We start from the raw sequence: 16,500 nt of genomic DNA, 5'->3' as shown, positions 1-16,500 counted from the left end.
CCTTGCCTTGGTAATCTTATGTTTCTTGATCGAAAGATCTGATCACCACAAGGGCATTTAGTTCAATTTCTTATGCGCAGCTCAGGTTAGTTAATACACACATTAAAAACGGTGGTACCTTTTTAAAAAGTGCTAGATGCCCGCAGATGATGAATGAAATTGGCGTTAAGCAAGCATGTAATACACTATTCAAACATGATATCGATGCACTTATAGTGATTGGCGGTGTTGGTTCTTTTCATGGGTTACAAGCTATAAAGAGATACTGGCAGGGCCAAGTAATCGGTTTGCCAGGTACAATTGATAATGACTTGTTTGGTTGTGACAAAACAATTGGCTTTGCTACTGCTGTTCATACCGCAACGCGCGCTATTGATAAAATTCGCGATACCGCAAACGCCTTTGATAGAGTGTTCATTGTCGAAGTGATGGGCAGGCACAGTGGTCATATTGCGTTTCAAGTGGGGCTTTCTTGTGGTGCTGAAAGTATCTTTTCATTCGAGAATTACGACTCAGTTCACCATGAAATACATCTTAGAGAATTAATTGAACAAATTAGGCGTCAACAAAAAAAGCGTGATGCCAGCTACCTCATTATTCTTGCAGAAAATTTGTGGCCTGGTGGTGCGAGCGCACTCAAGGCAAAACTTGAATCTAAAGGTCAAATCGAAAGTGCGATATGTATACTCGGGCACATTCAAAGAGGAGGAGATCCGGTTTCTGAAGATAGTGTATTAGCGACTCAACTAGGCTTGGGCGCAGTTGAATCTATCTTAAGTAACGATGACAATATTATGTTAGGGTATCGAACTAACCAATTGAGTAAAACGTCACTTAAAGAGGCCGTTTCAATTAACAAACCTGTGGACGAAAGCCTTCGTATCGCCCACAAGTCTCAGCTCACTGACTATTTAAAATAAGTCCGCATTTAACCATAAATGCAGTGCGATACTCGCTGCATAACCCAGTGCAATAACAGGTGTCCACTTCAAATGACCAAAGAAGGTATAATACCCACGAGCTTGCCCCATAAGTGCCACTCCTGCAGCAGAGCCAATTGAAAGTAAACTACCACCTACACCGGCTGTTAATGTGATCAATAACCATTGGCCATGGGACATTTCAGGCTGCATCGTTAACACCGCAAACATAACAGGGATATTGTCAATCACAGCAGAAATTACACCTAAAAACACATTTGCCGTGGTTGTAGACCAACCACCATAAAGAACTTCAGACATTAAGCTTAAATAGCCTAAAAATCCTAAGCCGCCTACACACATCACAATGCCATAGAAAAATAGTAGAGTATCCCATTCAGCTCGAGATACTTTACTAAATACATCAAATGGTACGACACCTCCTAATCTAGCCAAACGCTCTTTATCTCCCTCCTGCTCAGCTTGCGCTTTTTTTCGTGCTAAAGAGCCTGGTAGAGTAACTCGCAAGAAATAACCAAAAAATTGTAGATAGCCCAACCCCATCATCATGCCAAGAACAGGAGGCAGATGTAAAAAACTATGGCAAGCAACAGCTGTAGCAACAGTTAATAAAAACAAAGTAATTATTCTCAAAGCACCACGTTTAAGCTCTATCTCTTCATAAGCAGCTGTTGGGTGCTTATTCTGAACATAAAAGCTCATTATCGCTGCTGGCACCAAGAAGTTGGCAAGAGATGGTAAAAATAACACTAAAAACTCTTCAAAAGTAACCATACCCGCTTGCCATACCATTAGAGTGGTAATATCACCAAAAGGACTAAATGCACCACCAGCATTCGCTGCAATGACTATATTTATACAGCTCAGATTTATAAACGGCTTATCCCCTTCTGCCACTTTCATTACCACGGCACACATTAACAACGCAGTGGTTAAATTATCTGCAATTGGCGAAATGAAGAATGATAAGAAGCCAGTTATCCAAAATAGATTTTTATAATTAAAACCCTTGCGGATCATCCAAGATCTCAGTGCATCAAAGACTCTTCTCTCTTCCAAGGCATTTATATAAGTCATGGCGACGAGCAAAAATAGCATTAGTTCAGCAAATTCAAGTAAGTTATGCCTGAAAGCGGACTCAGTAACATGTGGAATATTTTCACTGACATAAAAACTGCCAATTAATATCCAAATTAAACCTGCTCCAACCAAAACAGGTTTAGATTTACGTAAATGTAATTTCTCTTCCAACATCACAAGGGTGTATGCCAAAATGAAAATTGCAATAGATGCAAAGCCGATGGTTGAGTTTGTAAGGTCAAGGTGTGCCTCTGCTCCCCACACAGGAAATACAGAGCCGGTCAGCAATAAAGCTATAAATAAAAATGTTGAGCGCCGAAAAGACATGATTGTGCCTACTGAGATATTCAAAATAGAGTATTAAAGTAGGCAATAAAATAGCACATTGAATACGTTAACCAATTGTACAGAAGTCTAACCTAGTTAACTTTTTGTTAGCTTTTCAATCGCCAAAATGAGCACTAAGCCTGTTACTGCGAGTGAGATACATACTAATGTCATTGGATCTTGCCCTGTTAGTAAAGCAAACTCCGTTGGCATAATATTTTGCTGCATTAAAGGCTTTTCAATTCCCTTAGAGTTTGTATAGGTACTAAGCACTTCTTTCCAAGGCCAGAGTAAGTTCAAAGAGCCTACAAGGAAGCCCGCCAATAAAGCAAACGTTAACTGCTCAAAGCGGCTTAGTAACCATGACAAAAATCTAGAAAAGACCATCAAACCTACAACACAACCAACCAAAAACAGAGCGATTAATGAAAACTGCTTTTCTGTCACAGCAGTTAATACATGCCCATACATACCCAAGAGTAATAAAATAAAACTACCCGATATACCTGGTAAGATCATGGCACAGATGGCTATTGCCCCAGCAAGAAAATAAAACCACCATTGTGGGTTGGCTTCAGCAGGAGACAGTGATGTAACTGCAAATGCGAATAAAGCACCAAAAAAACAACTAATAATTGTTTTTGCGTCCCAACTTTTAACTTGCTTGGCAACGTAAATAAATGAGGCGATTATTAAACCAAAGAAAAAAGACCAAACTAATAGTTTGTGATGCTCAAGCAAATAAGTGATTAACTTGGCTAAAGACGCCGCACTGGTCAGCAATCCAGCAAAAAGTGTCACTAAAAATGTACCGTCAATATATTGCCAAGTTGCCTTTAGCCCTTCACGTTTGAGTAACGTCAACGCGTCTAGATTAATACTTTTAATTGCGTTCAGCAAACGGGCATAAATACCGGTTATAAATGCGATGGTTCCGCCGGAAACTCCGGGCACAACATCCGCAGCCCCCATGCCTGCCCCCTTTAAAAATAGCAGTAAAAAGTCACGCTTAGATTGCAACTGTGACATATCTTCCTTTTCTCCAAAATTTATTAAGTTTGCAAGTTTATATCAAATTTCTTCAGACAAGAACCAAGGAATAAAGTTAAAAATAAGAGAGATAAGAAGTTAAAGGTTTAGCTACTTAAACCGATAATTAATATAGGTGCACACATTATGAGTTTTTATGCGTAATTTAATCGTTTTAATCGCCATGCTTTTTACTTTTTATGGCAAAGCAGAACCTGCTCAACATATCATGCCAATCGATACAAAAGTTTGGTTTGACGTAGATTTAAAGCATTACTTAGAGGATAACGAGTTGGTTAGCATCACTGTCAATGAAAGTCCCTTACAGGTGATTTTTCAAACTTACATGAATGCACCTAAAAAAGGGATTGCCGTCATATTACCTGATATTGGCCAACCACTACTTTCAAGCAATGGTAGTCAATACCTTCACCAAGCTTTATCTGATGACGGGTTTGATACCTATGTCTTACCCTCGCCAGCTATATTGTATGAGTCTTTAGAAATTCCTGATTTTTCTAATGAAGCGCCAGAGCAACTTAATGCAAAAACTGTATTTTTCCAATCTGAGGACATGTTAAATGAATATAAAAATGAGTTAGCAGCCAGATTTCAAGCCCTTTCTCAAAGTCTAACAAAAACTCGAGATGAAAAATTTGTGGTGATTGCTGTAGGCACCACTGCAGGCGTTTTTGCAGAACTATTATCTGAACAACCAAGTTTACCTGTCGATGCGTTGATCACCATAAGTGCGCACCTACCACACCCTAAGAGAAATAAAGATTTGGCCGCGACATTTTCTCTTGTCAGCCCCCCTCTATTGGATATTTACTATAGTCATGACAGCCCTTTCATAACACAAAGCACTTACGAACGCATGCGCTGGGCTAAACGTAATAGTAAATTTGATTACAGACAAAGAGAGTTATTTGGTCAAAGTCATGAACTGAGACAACACCAAAGGCTTAGAAAAGAGCTCAATGGCTTTTTAAGCCACCTATAAATTTCTACTTAGTTTTAAGAAATTCATAGGCTGATTGGATATCTTGGCTCTTGCGCTTTGCTATTTCCATCATATGTGGTGGTAAACCTTGTGAAACAAGCTTATCTGGATGATGTTGAGACATTAACTTTCTATAGGCACGTTTAATCTCTTTGTCGCCCGCAGAATTAGATAACCCCAATACAGCAAGTGCATTAGCCCTATTCAAAGAAGGAGGTGGAGTTGTATTTTGTCGATACTGGGACTGCTCTTCAAAACGGCTTTTATGTTGATGCGCACGCTGCTTTCTAAATTGAAATTCAGCCTGATAGCGGTTTAATAAAAACTGAAAGTGTCGAGCTGAAAGACCAAGTAACTTACTGACCCTTTGCAGTAATTGCTTCTCCTGCTCAGCCAAATGCCCATCCGAAAAAGCCATTTGAATTTGGATTTCTAAAAACAGCTGTAACAGGTCGTATCGTCGTCCAAAAACGTCTTTTACATCCCTTACCGCATCTTTTAAAGAAAACTCAATACTTTTGCCTGAACGAAACGCATTTTGCGCTTCTTTCCTATCATCACCATGTAATCCCATTTCATCCATGAATGCCGTTGCAGCCTGAATATGCACTTCGCTTACACGACCGTTAGACTTTGCAATATGACCCATGACAGCGAAGCAACTTGAGAAGAATAACGCTTGGCGTTGATCTAATTCATTTTTATCAAAAAAACCTTGAAAGCCACCTGCTTTTTCAAAATCTTGTTTCAAACTTTTGTCAAAAAGGTGCCCTAACCAAAAACCAAGCGCAGCTCCTAACCAACGTCCAAACATAAAACCAAAACACGTACCAAGTAATTTACCCCACATACTGTGACCTTACCTCTTGATTGATCTGTTCAAGACGTTCAGGGGTGCCAATATCAGACCACTGGTTTAAATAAAGTTCTCTAGATACTCTTCCATCCGCTATTGCAGTTCTTAATAGCGGTCCCAAAGCCAGAAACTCTGTGTTAAACCCTTTGAAAAAACTTTCGTGATATAAACCTATTCCCGAAAAAGTATGACGTTGTTCTTGATTCGGCAAACCCAAAGTAAAGTCACCCTCTGGATGATGCACTGGATTTTCAACTAAAACTATGTGCGCTTCACCTTCTTGTAAGACGAGTTGAGTTAAAGCGTGCACATCATAATCAGTAAAAATATCTCCATTTATGACAATGAAGCTTTCATGACTATCACACAAGAGAGGCAATGCTTGAATAATACCACCTGCAGTTTCTAACCCACCTTCAGGCTCATAGCTGTATTGAATAGAAACGCCATATTTAGTGCCATCTCCAAAATAGCGAACGATTTTATTACCTTGCCAAGCTAAATTAATGACAATATCTGTCACCCCTGCACTTTTCAAACGCTCAATATGATATTGGATCAGGGGTTTACCACAAACCTGCAACATAGGTTTGGGTAAATCAGCTGTCAATGGCATCATACGCTTTCCGCGCCCTGCTGCCAGTATCATTGCTTTCATCGAAGTGACTCTATTTTTTGCTCTATTGCGGGAATTATCTCATCGTCAAACCAAGTTGCAAGCCCTTGAAATTCCTGATGCTGTTTGAGTACAGCTTGCACATAAGCTAAAGTTGGTAAAATGCTTGTGGTATATCCAGCTTTATTATCTCTAAGCAATAGTCGGCAAAAGATACCTGCGGCCTTTAAGTGCCTCTGCAGACCAGTTAACTCAAAATAACTACGGTACGTTCCAAAAGACATACCTTCCAGGAGATTATATTGGTTCATTACTTTAAAGTTGTAGGCCAGTAAAGACTTAAACTCTTGCTGAGGCAGTTTGAAGTAACAATCCTTTAATAAAGACACGGCGTCATAACAAACAGGGCCCTGAACCGCATCTTGAAAATCAATCAATGCCCAGTTTGTGCCAGTTTTCATTATATTCCTAGAATGAAAATCACGATGCATCGTCACTTGTGGTTGTTTTAGCATGTTTTCAACAAGCAACTCTGTTAAGTTATTCCACTGTGCTTCATATTCGATAGGAACAATAAGCCCCAACCAGTTTTCTAACAACCACTCTTTAAAAATATTAATCTCTAAACGGATAAAATCCGCGTCATATGGCTTCATCCATTTTGATTTGGGTATAGCAGCAACGTTCGGCAATAAATCTAAAATAGCCTGATAATCTGAAATACGTGACGGTTGCTCAAGACAATCCGCTAAATGAATAGAGCCTAAATCAGACAATAATATAAACCCTAGCGTTAAATCTGAACTAACAAGCTTAGGTACCGCTAACCCCGCCTGCTCAAAATCCTGCCTAAGACCGATAAATGGCGCGTTATCAATTAAATCAGCAGGAGAGTCCATTAAAATATAACTTGATACTTGTGTTCTTACTCGATAATACTGCCTAAAGCTAGCATCAGATGTAATCGCTTGGTATGAAAATGGAGTAATGCCAAAAAAGCTTTTTAGAAAGCTATTTAATTGTGTGTTTCTGTTTAGGTTCTTTATCACAATTTTACATTCTTAATTACTGAATTTAACTCTGTTTTACTTTATTATGTCGTGCTCAAGTGGTATCAACTGGCAAACAGGTTAATTAATGAACAAAATTTGGCTAACTGTGGCACTATTTTCTTTCAGCCCTACTGTTTTTGCTGAAACAGAAAGCTCGTTGCTTTGCCAAAGTAACTTTAAGCCAAGTCAGTGGCAACCTCTAACTGGTTTACCACAAAACGCCATTGATATTCGTGCTGATAAAGTCAATATCAACAGTACTACGAGCGCACAATTTGCTGGTCATGTTGTAATAAACACAGAACAAATGCAACTGTCTACCAGTTCTGCACTTATTAACAAGCAAACAGCACAACTCAATGCCGAAGGACCGCTTGTTTATCAAGACCCATATACCTTAGTTAAAAGTAACGGCCTATTTGCAGACTTAAACAACTACCATATTGATCTATTGGGTGCAGACTACACACTAACTCAGCAATTAGGCCATGGTGGAGCAGCACAACTATCGGCTAGAGAAGATAGTATTGAGTTACTGAACGCCAGCTTTACTACCTGCCCCACTGATAAACCTTTTTGGTCGATAGAAGCAAGTACCATCAGCCTTTCTAAAACACAAGGCTGGGGCGAAACTTACAATGCAGTACTTAGAATTTTAGATACGCCCATCATCTACATTCCGTATTTCACTTTCCCTATTGATGATCGCCGTAAAACTGGGTTATTAGCGCCCACGATTTCTAGCTCAGAAAGATATGGTGTAGAACTTATTACGCCTTTTTACTGGAATATTGCCCCGAACTACGACGCGACAATTACGCCAAGGTACATGTCTAACAAGGGCTTACAACTGAATACCGAATTTAGATACCTAACCCCTAAACATAATGGTTTGGTGGCATTTGAATTACTTGAAAAAGATGATTCAGAACCGGATTTAGAAGAGCGCTATTTAGTACATTGGCAACAAAGCAGCTACTTTAATGACAATTGGCGAGCCAGTATCGACATTACCAATGTAAGTGACGACAACTATTTAACTGATCTCAATTCTGAATATGGCAACGCCACAGATACACAGCTTTACCGCACCGGTGCGCTGAATTATTTAGGTGAGGATTGGAGCGCTGAATTTAAAATTCAAAACTTTGAAGTACTTGGTGATCACACCGACTCTTATGCTGCAATGCCACAAGTATCTTGGCAAACCACGCAACCTACAAAATGGTATGGCATAGATTGGTCATTACAAGGCGAGTTTAGTCACTTCACTAATGAAGACTTGTTAATTACAGATGCTTCTCGACTTCATATTGAACCAAAAGCCAGTTATTCCATTAATGATACTGCCTGGTCTTTCTTATCTGAAGCAAGTTTATTACATACTTATTACCAGCAAGAAGGTGACTTTACTGATACGCCTTACACAGAAAGGGTAACTCGAACACTCCCTAAATTAAGAATGCATGCGCAAATGAATTTAGAGCGCGAAACACGCTTCTTCGTTGATGATGGTATCCAAACACTCGAGCCTCAGCTTCAGTACTTGTATGTGCCTCATAGAGAACAAGAAAATATTGGTTTGTACGATACTACTAAGATGCAAGATGATTTTGCTGGCTTATTCAGAGAACAAAGGTTTTCTGGTGTAGATAGAATTGCGCAGGCAAACCAATTTACGATAGGTGCAACCACTCGAATATATGACAACAAGAACATAGAGCGATTTAATTTTAGCGCCGGCCAAATTTTATATTTAGACAGCAATGTGAAGCCAACCAGCCAGAATCCATTAGATCAAACCAACTACAATGCCTTGTTTGCAGCTGAAACCATGATACATTGGCATAGAAGGTGGTATTTATCTGCTGGTATACAATACGATGCCGACACAAAACAAAGAATTAAGTCTCACGCCACAATTGATTACAAAGGCGATAATAATCAGCTCGTACAATTGAACCATCACTATGCTAATGATGTCTCAGACTATGAAATCGATCAGATTGGCATGTTTACCAGCGTACCACTGAATAAGCAGTTTCAATTTATAGCAAGCTATCACAGGGATTTAGTTTCAAAAAGAAGTACTGAATTTTTCATAGGCTTACAATACGAAAGCTGTTGTTGGGCTATACAGTTAACAGGTAATAGACAAATTGAAACCGATTTAAACAAAGCGATAGACCATGACGATGCCCAATTTGATTCAAGCATCCGTTTAAACTTCGTACTTAAAGGTTTAGGTGGCAAGTCAAACTATGATGTAAGCCGCTTGCTACAAAAGGGTATATTTGGCTACCGCAGACCTTATTTTTTAAATAATTAATAGAATAATAGAGCACTATGAATCTGAAAAAGTTTTTAATCGTCACCCTTATGGGTTTAGGGTTTAGCCAAAATGCTTTGGCTGAAAGGGTGCAATTGGACAAAGTTGTCGCCACTGTCAATGACGGCGTCGTGCTGCAAAGTGAAGTTGATAAAATCATCGCACGAGTAAAACAACAAGCAAAAGAACAAAATACAGAGCTACCTTCTGATAACACATTACGTATACAGGCCATTGACAGACTTGTTGACCAATCTTTATTGCTGCAACTTGCAGAGCGTATGGGTCTAGAAATATCAGATGCGCAACTTGATCAAACTTTGGCTAATATCGCCAGTGAACAAAGTGCAAGTATTGCCGACTTAAGAAAAACCATCGAAGCAACAGGTGAGAGTTTTCAAGCGTACCGAGAAGAAATTCGCAATGAAATAACAGTAGGCCAAGTTAGACGTGCGAATGTTGACCGCCGCATTTATATCAGTCCGCGAGAAATAGCAAACTTGCAGGAGATATTAGAACAGCAAACAGGTCAATCTGAAGAATATAATATTGGCCATATACTCATTAAAATTCCAAGTAAGGCCTCACCTGAAGAACTTGAAAGCTCGAGAGAAAGAGCAAATAAAGTTATAGAATTTTTAAATGATGGAAAAGAGTTCAAGCGAATTGCGATCGCCTCATCAGGTGGTGCAAAAGCGCTAGATGGTGGTCAACTTGGCTGGATGAGTGCTAACGAAATGCCATCACTATTTGCTGAGGCGGTAAAAGGCCAGAAAAAAGACGCCATTATTGGTCCGCTTCGCTCTGGTGCTGGTTTCCACATTCTAAAAGTACAGGATATCCGCGGTCGCCAAGTAGTAGAAACTACTGAGGTTCGTTCACGCCATATACTTATAAAGCCCTCAATTATTCTGAGCGAAGAAAAAGCTCGCTCTATGCTAGCTGACTTTGCTAAAGACCTTAGAGCTGGCAAGGCTGACTTTGCCGAGCTAGCTAAAGAGCACTCAGAGGATCCTGGCTCTGCTTTGAAAGGCGGTGAGTACGATTGGACAGATCCAACAACTTATGTACCAACATTTAGAGATACTTTACTTTCTCTAGAGAAAGATGAAATCAGTGAGCCATTTCGTAGTACATTTGGTTGGCATATTGTGCAACTACTAGACAAGCGTATCGCTGATAAAACTGATATCGCCAAAAAGAACCGTGCCCATGGCATCTTATATAACCGAAAATTTAAAGAAGAAAGTTATAGATGGATGAATGAAATGCGCGAACAGGCAAATATTGACGTTTTTCCTTCGGAATAAATAAATTATGACCATTCGTATTGCAATTACACCTGGTGAGCCTGCTGGTATTGGCCCTGATTTAGTCATTAAACTGGCGCAGAAAACTTGGCCAGTACAGTTAGTCGCTGTTGTGGATAAAACAATTATTGAACAACGTGCAAAAGAGTTAAATGAACAAGTTAACTTGCTTCCTTTTGACGCAAAACAAGAAGCAACCCCCGCTCCAGCAGGAAGTCTATACTATTTGCAAATAGATAAAGGTGACGAGGTTGTTGCCGGACAACTTAATGAAGCGAATGGTCAGTATGTTTTAGATACACTTAGAGTTGCCTCTGAAAAAAATATGGATGGTACTTTTGCGGCTGTAGTAACAGGACCGGTCCATAAAGGGATCATTAACCGCGCTGGTATCGCCTTCAGTGGCCACACAGAGTTTTTTGCACAGCAATCAAACACCTCTGACGTAGTTATGATGCTTGCAACTGAGGGGTTAAGAGTCGCGTTAGTAACGACTCATATCCCACTAGCTTATGTATCACGTGCAATCACCCAAGATCGATTAAGTAAAGTTATCCAAATCTTAAATCATGACTTGCAGACTAAATTTGGTCTTGAACAGCCAAAAATATTAGTTTGTGGCCTCAACCCTCATGCCGGTGAAGGTGGCCACCTTGGAACTGAAGAAATCGAAACTATTGAGCCCACTTTAAACGAGCTTAATGAACAAGGAATGTCTTTAATTGGCCCCCTCCCTGCCGATACCTTGTTCCAAGCAAAATATTTAGATAACGCTGATGCCGTCTTAGCCATGTATCACGATCAAGGCTTACCTGTGCTAAAATACAAAGGTTTTGGTAACTCAGTAAATATCACACTTGGATTACCTTTCGTTAGAACATCAGTTGATCATGGTACTGCACTTGATTTAGCCGCTACGGGCAACATCGAAGTCGGCAGTTTTGATTTAGCTATTCGCGAAGCTATTAAGCTCGCCTCAAAAAAAGCATTGAATTAATGACAGATAAAGTACATTTAGGTCACAGAGCTAGAAAACGCTTTGGACAAAACTTTCTACATGATGAAATGATCATCGATAAGATTGTAACAGCTATAGACCCTAAACCATCTGACAACCTTGTTGAGATTGGACCTGGTTTGGGCGCTATCACAGAACCTGTTACCGATTTGAGCGGCCAACTGACCGTTGTAGAATTGGATAAAGACTTAGCTGAAAGACTAACTCAGCACCCATTTTTAGGCCCTAAGTTAACCGTGCATCAAGGCGATGCAATGAAGTTTGATTTTTCTAGCTTAATTCGCGAAGAAGAGAAATTAAAGGTTTTTGGTAACCTTCCGTATAACGTGTCAACCCCACTTCTGTTTCACTTATTTGAATTTGTAGATAATATTGAGCATATGCACTTTATGCTGCAAAAAGAAGTCGTTAAACGTATGGTAGCTGGTCCGGGTTCTAAAGCCTTTGGTCGCCTAAGTGTTATGACGCAATATTATTGCCATGCAATGCCTGTTATTGACGTACCACCTGAGTGTTTTAAACCGGCACCAAAAGTAGATTCGGCGGTTGTTAGACTTATTCCTAAAAAAGCTGAACAACGCACTGCTAAAAGCACAAAAATTCTCAATACAGTGTGTTTAGAAGCGTTTAACCAACGTAGAAAAACGTTAAGAAATAGCCTATCAAACCTATTAAATGCTGAAGAATTAGCATCACTAGGCATTGATGCATCTTTACGAGCTGAAAACTTATCCCTTTCTCAATTTATTAATATCGCTAATTGGATCTATGACAACAAGCAGTAATTTAGGCTCACCGATTAAGGTGTCTGTTGAAACCGTATATGTTGAGCACCAATCTCAACCTGAAAAAGATAAGTATGTATTCGCTTACACTATAACCATTAAAAATCATAGCTTATGTAGTACTAAGCTAGAAAGCCGTTATTGGTTGATTACAGACGCAAATGGCAAAGAAACAGAAGTTGAAGGTGAAGGTGTTGTTGGGGAAAGACCGACTATAGGGCCAGGAGAAAGTTACTCTTACACCAGTGGTGCAGTATTAGATACACCAGTCGGTACTATGCAAGGTCATTATATGATGCGAAATGAATTTGGTACTCAATTCAAAGCCCCAATTGAGGTGTTTCGCTTGTCTCGTCCTAATATTCTTCATTAGTCATGGCAAACTATGCTATAGGTGATTTACAAGGGTGTTTTACACCCTTTATTAAACTGTTATCTGAAGTGAGTTTTAATCCAAGTAAAGATCATCTTTATTTGGTTGGAGACTTAATCGCTAGGGGTCCTGACTCATTAGGTTGTCTAGATTTTGTTTACCAGAATCAAGATGCTATTACCGTAACATTAGGTAATCATGACCTTCATTATATTGCTTGCTCATTACTCGGAAGGAAACCTAACCCTAAAGATAAATTAACTGAGCTATTCTCTAGCCCTTTACATAACAACTATGTTTCTTATTTGAGAACCCAGCCGCTTGCTGTTTATCTCAAATCTTGTGCTAGCTTTATCTCTCACGCAGGGATCCATCCAAGCTGGAATATAGCTGATGCCTTAAATTTCTCAAAACTAGCGCAGCAATATTATCAGAGCGAAGAAGTTGAATATTTTTTCGAGAATATGTATGGCCAAAATGATATAAATTTCATTCCAAATGAAGATCCATTAACAAACTTCAAAATAATTGTGAATGTTTTTACAAGAATGAGGTTTTTAGAGTCTTCTGGTCACTTGAATTTATCTCAAAAAGGTAACCCTGCTCAAAGCCATCTACAACCTTGGTTCGAGCACAGTCGATTTGACTGTGAGCAAAACAACTTTATTTTTGGCCACTGGGCTGCACTCGAAGGAAAAACTCACAAAAGAAATGTACTTGCTTTAGATACAGGCTGTGTCTGGGGTGGGAACATGACATTGTTAAACTTAGATAACGGTGAACATTTTTTAAGCAAATAAACTAATAATACTCCCTTTTTACTGAATTATTTCACTACATCTGCTATAAAATACTTAACTTATTTTTAGCTATACCGATAAGTTACTGTCTTAAGCAAATTACGGAATCAATATGAATTTCACTGTTAGCCAACGAATTTGGGGTGGTTTTATCTTCATCACCTCATTGCTCCTTATAATCGGCGGGAATTCTCTCCTGAGGATTGCAAATATCGACAGCTCATCTCAACAGGTGAAAAACCTTTCTCTACCCGCTATGACCTACAGCTCAGAGCTACAAGTCGAATTCACGCAAATGAGTAAACTGGCACAGAGCAGTTATTTTTCAGAACAGCCTAACGAGCTTACCCAATTTAAATCCCAGTTTGAAGCGCGCCAATCTCAATTTAAGCAAGCATATGATCAGCTTGAGCAAGTAGTTGCTCTAAACTCACAATTATCTCAACGTTCAGATAAAGTCGGTGGCTCTTTTACTGAATTTCTTTCAACTGTAAATATGTTGTTTAGCGATAAGCAAACAGTATTAAGATTAAGAAGTAGCCTCCAAACACAATTTGAGGATATTGAGCTTGCAGCAGAGGATGCTACAACCAGCGTACTAGATATTCTTGATATCAGTGAGTTAAAAACTACGAGCCAAAGAGCTTATCAGGCAGCCTCTAGTATGGAAAATCATTTTTCTAGCCTAGTTACAAATAGTAATGATTTATTGTCTGCTAAAAATATAAACACTGTAGATATTATCGCTAATGAACAAAACTTTTCAATTCAAGAAATTGCAAGAAACATTGATTTTATTAAAGGACCGCTCTCATCTTTAGAGCCATCTTATTTAGAAGACTTAGAAAGTTACTATGCCGACTTAAAATCACAAATTCAAGGCGTTGATAGTATTGCCAACAACAAGCGCGCACTGTTACAAATCGAAGCAAAAACCAAACAGGCATTATCTGATTCTGAATTTGCTACTAAAGCTGCATTAGAACAGTTATCTGAACTTGTTGCATTAGCAAATGAAGTTGCATTAGAACTTCAAGCTGGTGTTAATGACGATGTCAGTGCTGCAAATTTATGGACTTGGGTTGGAATGATTGCCGCTACCATTATTGCAGTAGGTGTTGCATTTATAACCGTTCAACTAATCACAAAACCTCTCGCTGAAGTAAACAAGGTGCTTACTATTGTTGCAAGCGGCGATATGACTCAAAGTTTAGACGACAGTGCGCGTGATGAATTTGGAGAGCTTTCAAGAAGTTGTAATACTCTAATTGCAAGTTTAAGAGAGCTAATTACAGGCATCATATCTCGTTCCACACAACTTGCAGCTGCTTCAGAACAAACTTCTACAATCACTACTGAGTCTAGCCAAGCAATTAAGAGTCAACAGGATCAAGTTGAGCAAGCCGCTACAGCTACAACTGAAATGAGTAGCACATCTCATGGCGTGAGCAACAGCGCTCACCAAGCACTGCTAGAGATTAAGAACGCAGATAAAGAGGCTGAACGCGTTAAGGGTATTTCACATGATAATAAGCATACCATTGAACAACTGGCTTCTGAAGTTGACGAGGCTTCGCGCGTTATAAACAAACTGCATCAAGACAGTGCGTCTATTGGTGGTATTTTAGATGTCATTAGAGGTATTGCTGAACAAACTAACCTGCTGGCTCTAAATGCAGCCATTGAAGCTGCGCGTGCCGGTGAGCAAGGTCGAGGCTTTGCCGTCGTTGCAGATGAAGTAAGATCTTTAGCGAGCAAAACTCAAGAGTCGACTCAAGAGATTCAATCAATGATTGAATCTCTCCAAGCAGGTGCTGAAGAAGCTGTAAATGCAATGTCGAAGGGCAAGCAACAAGCGGTGTCTTGTGTTGAACAGAGTGATTTAGCTAACGAAGCATTAAACTGCATTACTCTGGCAGTTTCTCAAGCTCATGACGTAAGTGAGGAGATTTCAAATGCCGCTAACGAACAACAACAGGTAGCTCAAGAAATCAGCGAACGTCTTGAATCTATTGTTGCTATTGCAGAGCAAACCGCAGAAGGGGCAAATCAAACTTCAATATCTAGCTCAGAAGTTGCAAAACTAGCGGAAGAACTAAGATTATCTGTAGAGCAATTTAGAGTATAAGCAACAATACTTCTTCAAAAGCCCTCCTATGAGGGCTTTTTTATTGCATTTCTTTTATAACAACCCTCTTCATGGGGCGAACTATTTTGAGGCAAGGAAGACTTGTCGATAACAAGGCGAAATTTTGCCATTTAGTTGTACTAAATAAGAAATTTTCTACGGATTTAGGGTTAGTTTTAGTCCCTTAAAATGATTGAGTATAACTGAGGGTTAGTACTATAAAATTCCATACAACTTTTGGCTTAAGACCAATCGCTTATTGCCTTGATCTAGAATAAAAAAACACTATAAACCTCTGTTTTAAATATATTTAATTGCTCTAACTGTGACAAAATCAAATCTCTAAACTAAGCTGAATTTTATTATTAGATGCAGAGTCAACAGCATGCTTCTTCACGCAAAAGCTGTGTTGCGTAGCTTAGATAAGCTTAAATATAAAAAGGTGGTGAATCTATGCAGTTTTTAAGAAACTTCTCAATATTTCAACGCCTGCTGATGATACTAGGAGTGGTCGCATTAGGTCTAATGTTACTTAGCTTAACAAGTCTACCACAACAATTTTCTAGTCTTGAACAACAACAATATGAGAAAACCAAAAACCTCGTGGAGAATACCTTTGGCATCATAGAGCACTTTTACGACTTGCAACAATCTGGTGAATTGAGTCAAGAGCAAGCTCAAAAGCAGCCCTTGATGCTATTTCAAAGCTCCGCTACGACACTGACAATTACTATTGGATCAATGACTACAATCCAAATATGGTGATGCATCCAATGAAACCACAATTAGTTGGTAAGTCACTCTCAGCAAGTAAAGATCCAGATGGCACATACCTATTTAACCTCAGATCTGT

General features: G+C 39.3%; 16 protein-coding genes. 11 read left to right on the top strand and 5 right to left on the bottom strand.

The annotated features are described in order from the left end of the window. The first annotated feature begins 38 nt into the window (after window positions 1-38). Window positions 39-920: a 6-phosphofructokinase gene (locus CWB72_RS19955; RefSeq protein ID WP_138635103.1), complete on the top strand. Its 882-nt coding sequence runs from the start codon at window positions 39-41 to the stop codon at window positions 918-920. Here the strand turns inward: CWB72_RS19955 and nhaD are convergent. Next, window positions 912-2,348, bottom strand: coding sequence for a sodium:proton antiporter NhaD (nhaD, locus tag CWB72_RS19950; RefSeq protein ID WP_138635100.1), 1,437 nt, complete (start codon window positions 2,346-2,348; stop codon window positions 912-914). The two genes, CWB72_RS19955 and nhaD, sit on opposite strands and share 9 nt — an antisense overlap. A gap of 96 nt (window positions 2,349-2,444) precedes the next feature. Then, window positions 2,445-3,377: a DUF368 domain-containing protein gene (locus CWB72_RS19945; protein WP_138635097.1), complete on the bottom strand. Its 933-nt coding sequence runs from the start codon at window positions 3,375-3,377 to the stop codon at window positions 2,445-2,447. A 157-nt stretch (window positions 3,378-3,534) separates the two neighbouring features. Between CWB72_RS19945 and CWB72_RS19940 the strand changes: the two genes are divergently transcribed. Then, window positions 3,535-4,380 (top strand): DUF3530 family protein, encoded by an 846-nt coding sequence (locus CWB72_RS19940; RefSeq protein ID WP_138635094.1) that lies wholly within the window; start codon window positions 3,535-3,537, stop codon window positions 4,378-4,380. A 4-nt stretch (window positions 4,381-4,384) separates the two neighbouring features. Here the strand turns inward: CWB72_RS19940 and djlA are convergent, their stop codons facing one another. Genes djlA through CWB72_RS19925 form a run of 3 tightly spaced genes read right to left on the bottom strand, consistent with a single transcriptional unit; the run spans window position 4,385 to window position 6,901 of the window. Continuing rightward, window positions 4,385-5,230, bottom strand: a complete 846-nt coding sequence (gene djlA / locus CWB72_RS19935; protein WP_138635091.1) for a co-chaperone DjlA — start codon at window positions 5,228-5,230, stop codon at window positions 4,385-4,387. Continuing rightward, window positions 5,220-5,894 (bottom strand): N-acetylmuramate alpha-1-phosphate uridylyltransferase MurU, encoded by a 675-nt coding sequence (murU, locus tag CWB72_RS19930; RefSeq protein ID WP_138635087.1) that lies wholly within the window; start codon window positions 5,892-5,894, stop codon window positions 5,220-5,222. Before murU ends, djlA begins: the two co-directional genes overlap by 11 nt. Next, a complete protein-coding gene (locus CWB72_RS19925; RefSeq protein ID WP_252371602.1) occupies window positions 5,891-6,901 on the bottom strand; it encodes an aminoglycoside phosphotransferase family protein in 1,011 nt (336 codons plus the stop codon). Before CWB72_RS19925 ends, murU begins: the two co-directional genes overlap by 4 nt. An 88-nt stretch (window positions 6,902-6,989) precedes the next feature. Here CWB72_RS19925 and lptD point away from each other — a divergent pair, with 88 nt between their 5' ends. The 9 genes from lptD to CWB72_RS20960 form a co-directional block, all read left to right on the top strand. Continuing rightward, complete coding sequence (gene lptD / locus CWB72_RS19920) at window positions 6,990-9,233, top strand: LPS assembly protein LptD (protein WP_138635085.1); 2,244 nt, start codon at window positions 6,990-6,992, stop codon at window positions 9,231-9,233. Between the two features lie 17 nt (window positions 9,234-9,250). Next, a complete protein-coding gene (surA, locus tag CWB72_RS19915; protein WP_138635082.1) occupies window positions 9,251-10,543 on the top strand; it encodes a peptidylprolyl isomerase SurA in 1,293 nt (430 codons plus the stop codon). Window positions 10,544-10,550: 7 nt separating this feature from the next. Further along, a complete protein-coding gene (gene pdxA, locus CWB72_RS19910; RefSeq protein WP_130253992.1) occupies window positions 10,551-11,540 on the top strand; it encodes a 4-hydroxythreonine-4-phosphate dehydrogenase PdxA in 990 nt (329 codons plus the stop codon). Then, window positions 11,540-12,346, top strand: coding sequence for a 16S rRNA (adenine(1518)-N(6)/adenine(1519)-N(6))-dimethyltransferase RsmA (gene rsmA, locus CWB72_RS19905; protein ID WP_130253993.1), 807 nt, complete (start codon window positions 11,540-11,542; stop codon window positions 12,344-12,346). Before pdxA ends, rsmA begins: the two co-directional genes overlap by 1 nt. Then, window positions 12,330-12,719, top strand: a complete 390-nt coding sequence (apaG, locus tag CWB72_RS19900; protein WP_130253994.1) for a Co2+/Mg2+ efflux protein ApaG — start codon at window positions 12,330-12,332, stop codon at window positions 12,717-12,719. The genes rsmA and apaG overlap by 17 nt, the downstream gene beginning before the upstream one ends. A gap of 2 nt (window positions 12,720-12,721) precedes the next feature. Beyond that, window positions 12,722-13,519 carry a symmetrical bis(5'-nucleosyl)-tetraphosphatase gene (locus tag CWB72_RS19895; protein WP_138635079.1) on the top strand — a complete coding sequence of 266 codons (798 nt, stop codon included), beginning with the start codon at window positions 12,722-12,724 and terminating at the stop codon, window positions 13,517-13,519. 112 nt (window positions 13,520-13,631) lie between these two features. Continuing rightward, the gene (locus CWB72_RS19890; protein WP_130253996.1) at window positions 13,632-15,647 is read left to right on the top strand and encodes a methyl-accepting chemotaxis protein; all 2,016 of its coding nucleotides are present in this window, start codon (window positions 13,632-13,634) and stop codon (window positions 15,645-15,647) included. Between the two features lie 453 nt (window positions 15,648-16,100). Further along, entirely contained in the window at window positions 16,101-16,412 is a 312-nt protein-coding gene (locus CWB72_RS19885) for a hypothetical protein (protein ID WP_252371601.1), read from the top strand. Further along, a partial coding sequence (locus CWB72_RS20960) for a cache domain-containing protein (RefSeq protein WP_354384672.1) occupies window positions 16,346-16,500 on the top strand: 155 nt, incomplete at its 3' end. The genes CWB72_RS19885 and CWB72_RS20960, both read left to right, overlap by 67 nt.

It is taken from the genome of Pseudoalteromonas phenolica, assembly GCF_005886345.1.
GTDB classification, from domain to species: Bacteria; Pseudomonadota; Gammaproteobacteria; order Enterobacterales; family Alteromonadaceae; genus Pseudoalteromonas; species Pseudoalteromonas phenolica_A.
Note: the sequence above shows the minus strand (reverse complement) of the source record. Positions and strands in the feature narration are given on the sequence as shown.

What these genes read in the sequence shown, in the direction of transcription:
- nhaD (WP_138635100.1), bottom strand. Translation starts at nt 2,348, where the DNA reads ATGTCTTTTCGGCGCTCAACATTTTTATTTATAGCTTTATTGCTGACC.
- CWB72_RS19945 (WP_138635097.1), bottom strand. Translation starts at nt 3,377, where the DNA reads ATGTCACAGTTGCAATCTAAGCGTGACTTTTTACTGCTATTTTTAAAG.
- CWB72_RS19940 (WP_138635094.1), top strand. Translation starts at nt 3,535, where the DNA reads ATGCGTAATTTAATCGTTTTAATCGCCATGCTTTTTACTTTTTATGGC.
- djlA (WP_138635091.1), bottom strand. Translation starts at nt 5,230, where the DNA reads ATGTGGGGTAAATTACTTGGTACGTGTTTTGGTTTTATGTTTGGACGT.
- murU (WP_138635087.1), bottom strand. Translation starts at nt 5,894, where the DNA reads ATGAAAGCAATGATACTGGCAGCAGGGCGCGGAAAGCGTATGATGCCA.
- lptD (WP_138635085.1), top strand. Translation starts at nt 6,990, where the DNA reads ATGAACAAAATTTGGCTAACTGTGGCACTATTTTCTTTCAGCCCTACT.
- surA (WP_138635082.1), top strand. Translation starts at nt 9,251, where the DNA reads ATGAATCTGAAAAAGTTTTTAATCGTCACCCTTATGGGTTTAGGGTTT.
- pdxA (WP_130253992.1), top strand. Translation starts at nt 10,551, where the DNA reads ATGACCATTCGTATTGCAATTACACCTGGTGAGCCTGCTGGTATTGGC.
- rsmA (WP_130253993.1), top strand. Translation starts at nt 11,540, where the DNA reads ATGACAGATAAAGTACATTTAGGTCACAGAGCTAGAAAACGCTTTGGA.
- apaG (WP_130253994.1), top strand. Translation starts at nt 12,330, where the DNA reads ATGACAACAAGCAGTAATTTAGGCTCACCGATTAAGGTGTCTGTTGAA.
- CWB72_RS19895 (WP_138635079.1), top strand. Translation starts at nt 12,722, where the DNA reads ATGGCAAACTATGCTATAGGTGATTTACAAGGGTGTTTTACACCCTTT.
- CWB72_RS19890 (WP_130253996.1), top strand. Translation starts at nt 13,632, where the DNA reads ATGAATTTCACTGTTAGCCAACGAATTTGGGGTGGTTTTATCTTCATC.
- CWB72_RS19885 (WP_252371601.1), top strand. Translation starts at nt 16,101, where the DNA reads ATGCAGTTTTTAAGAAACTTCTCAATATTTCAACGCCTGCTGATGATA.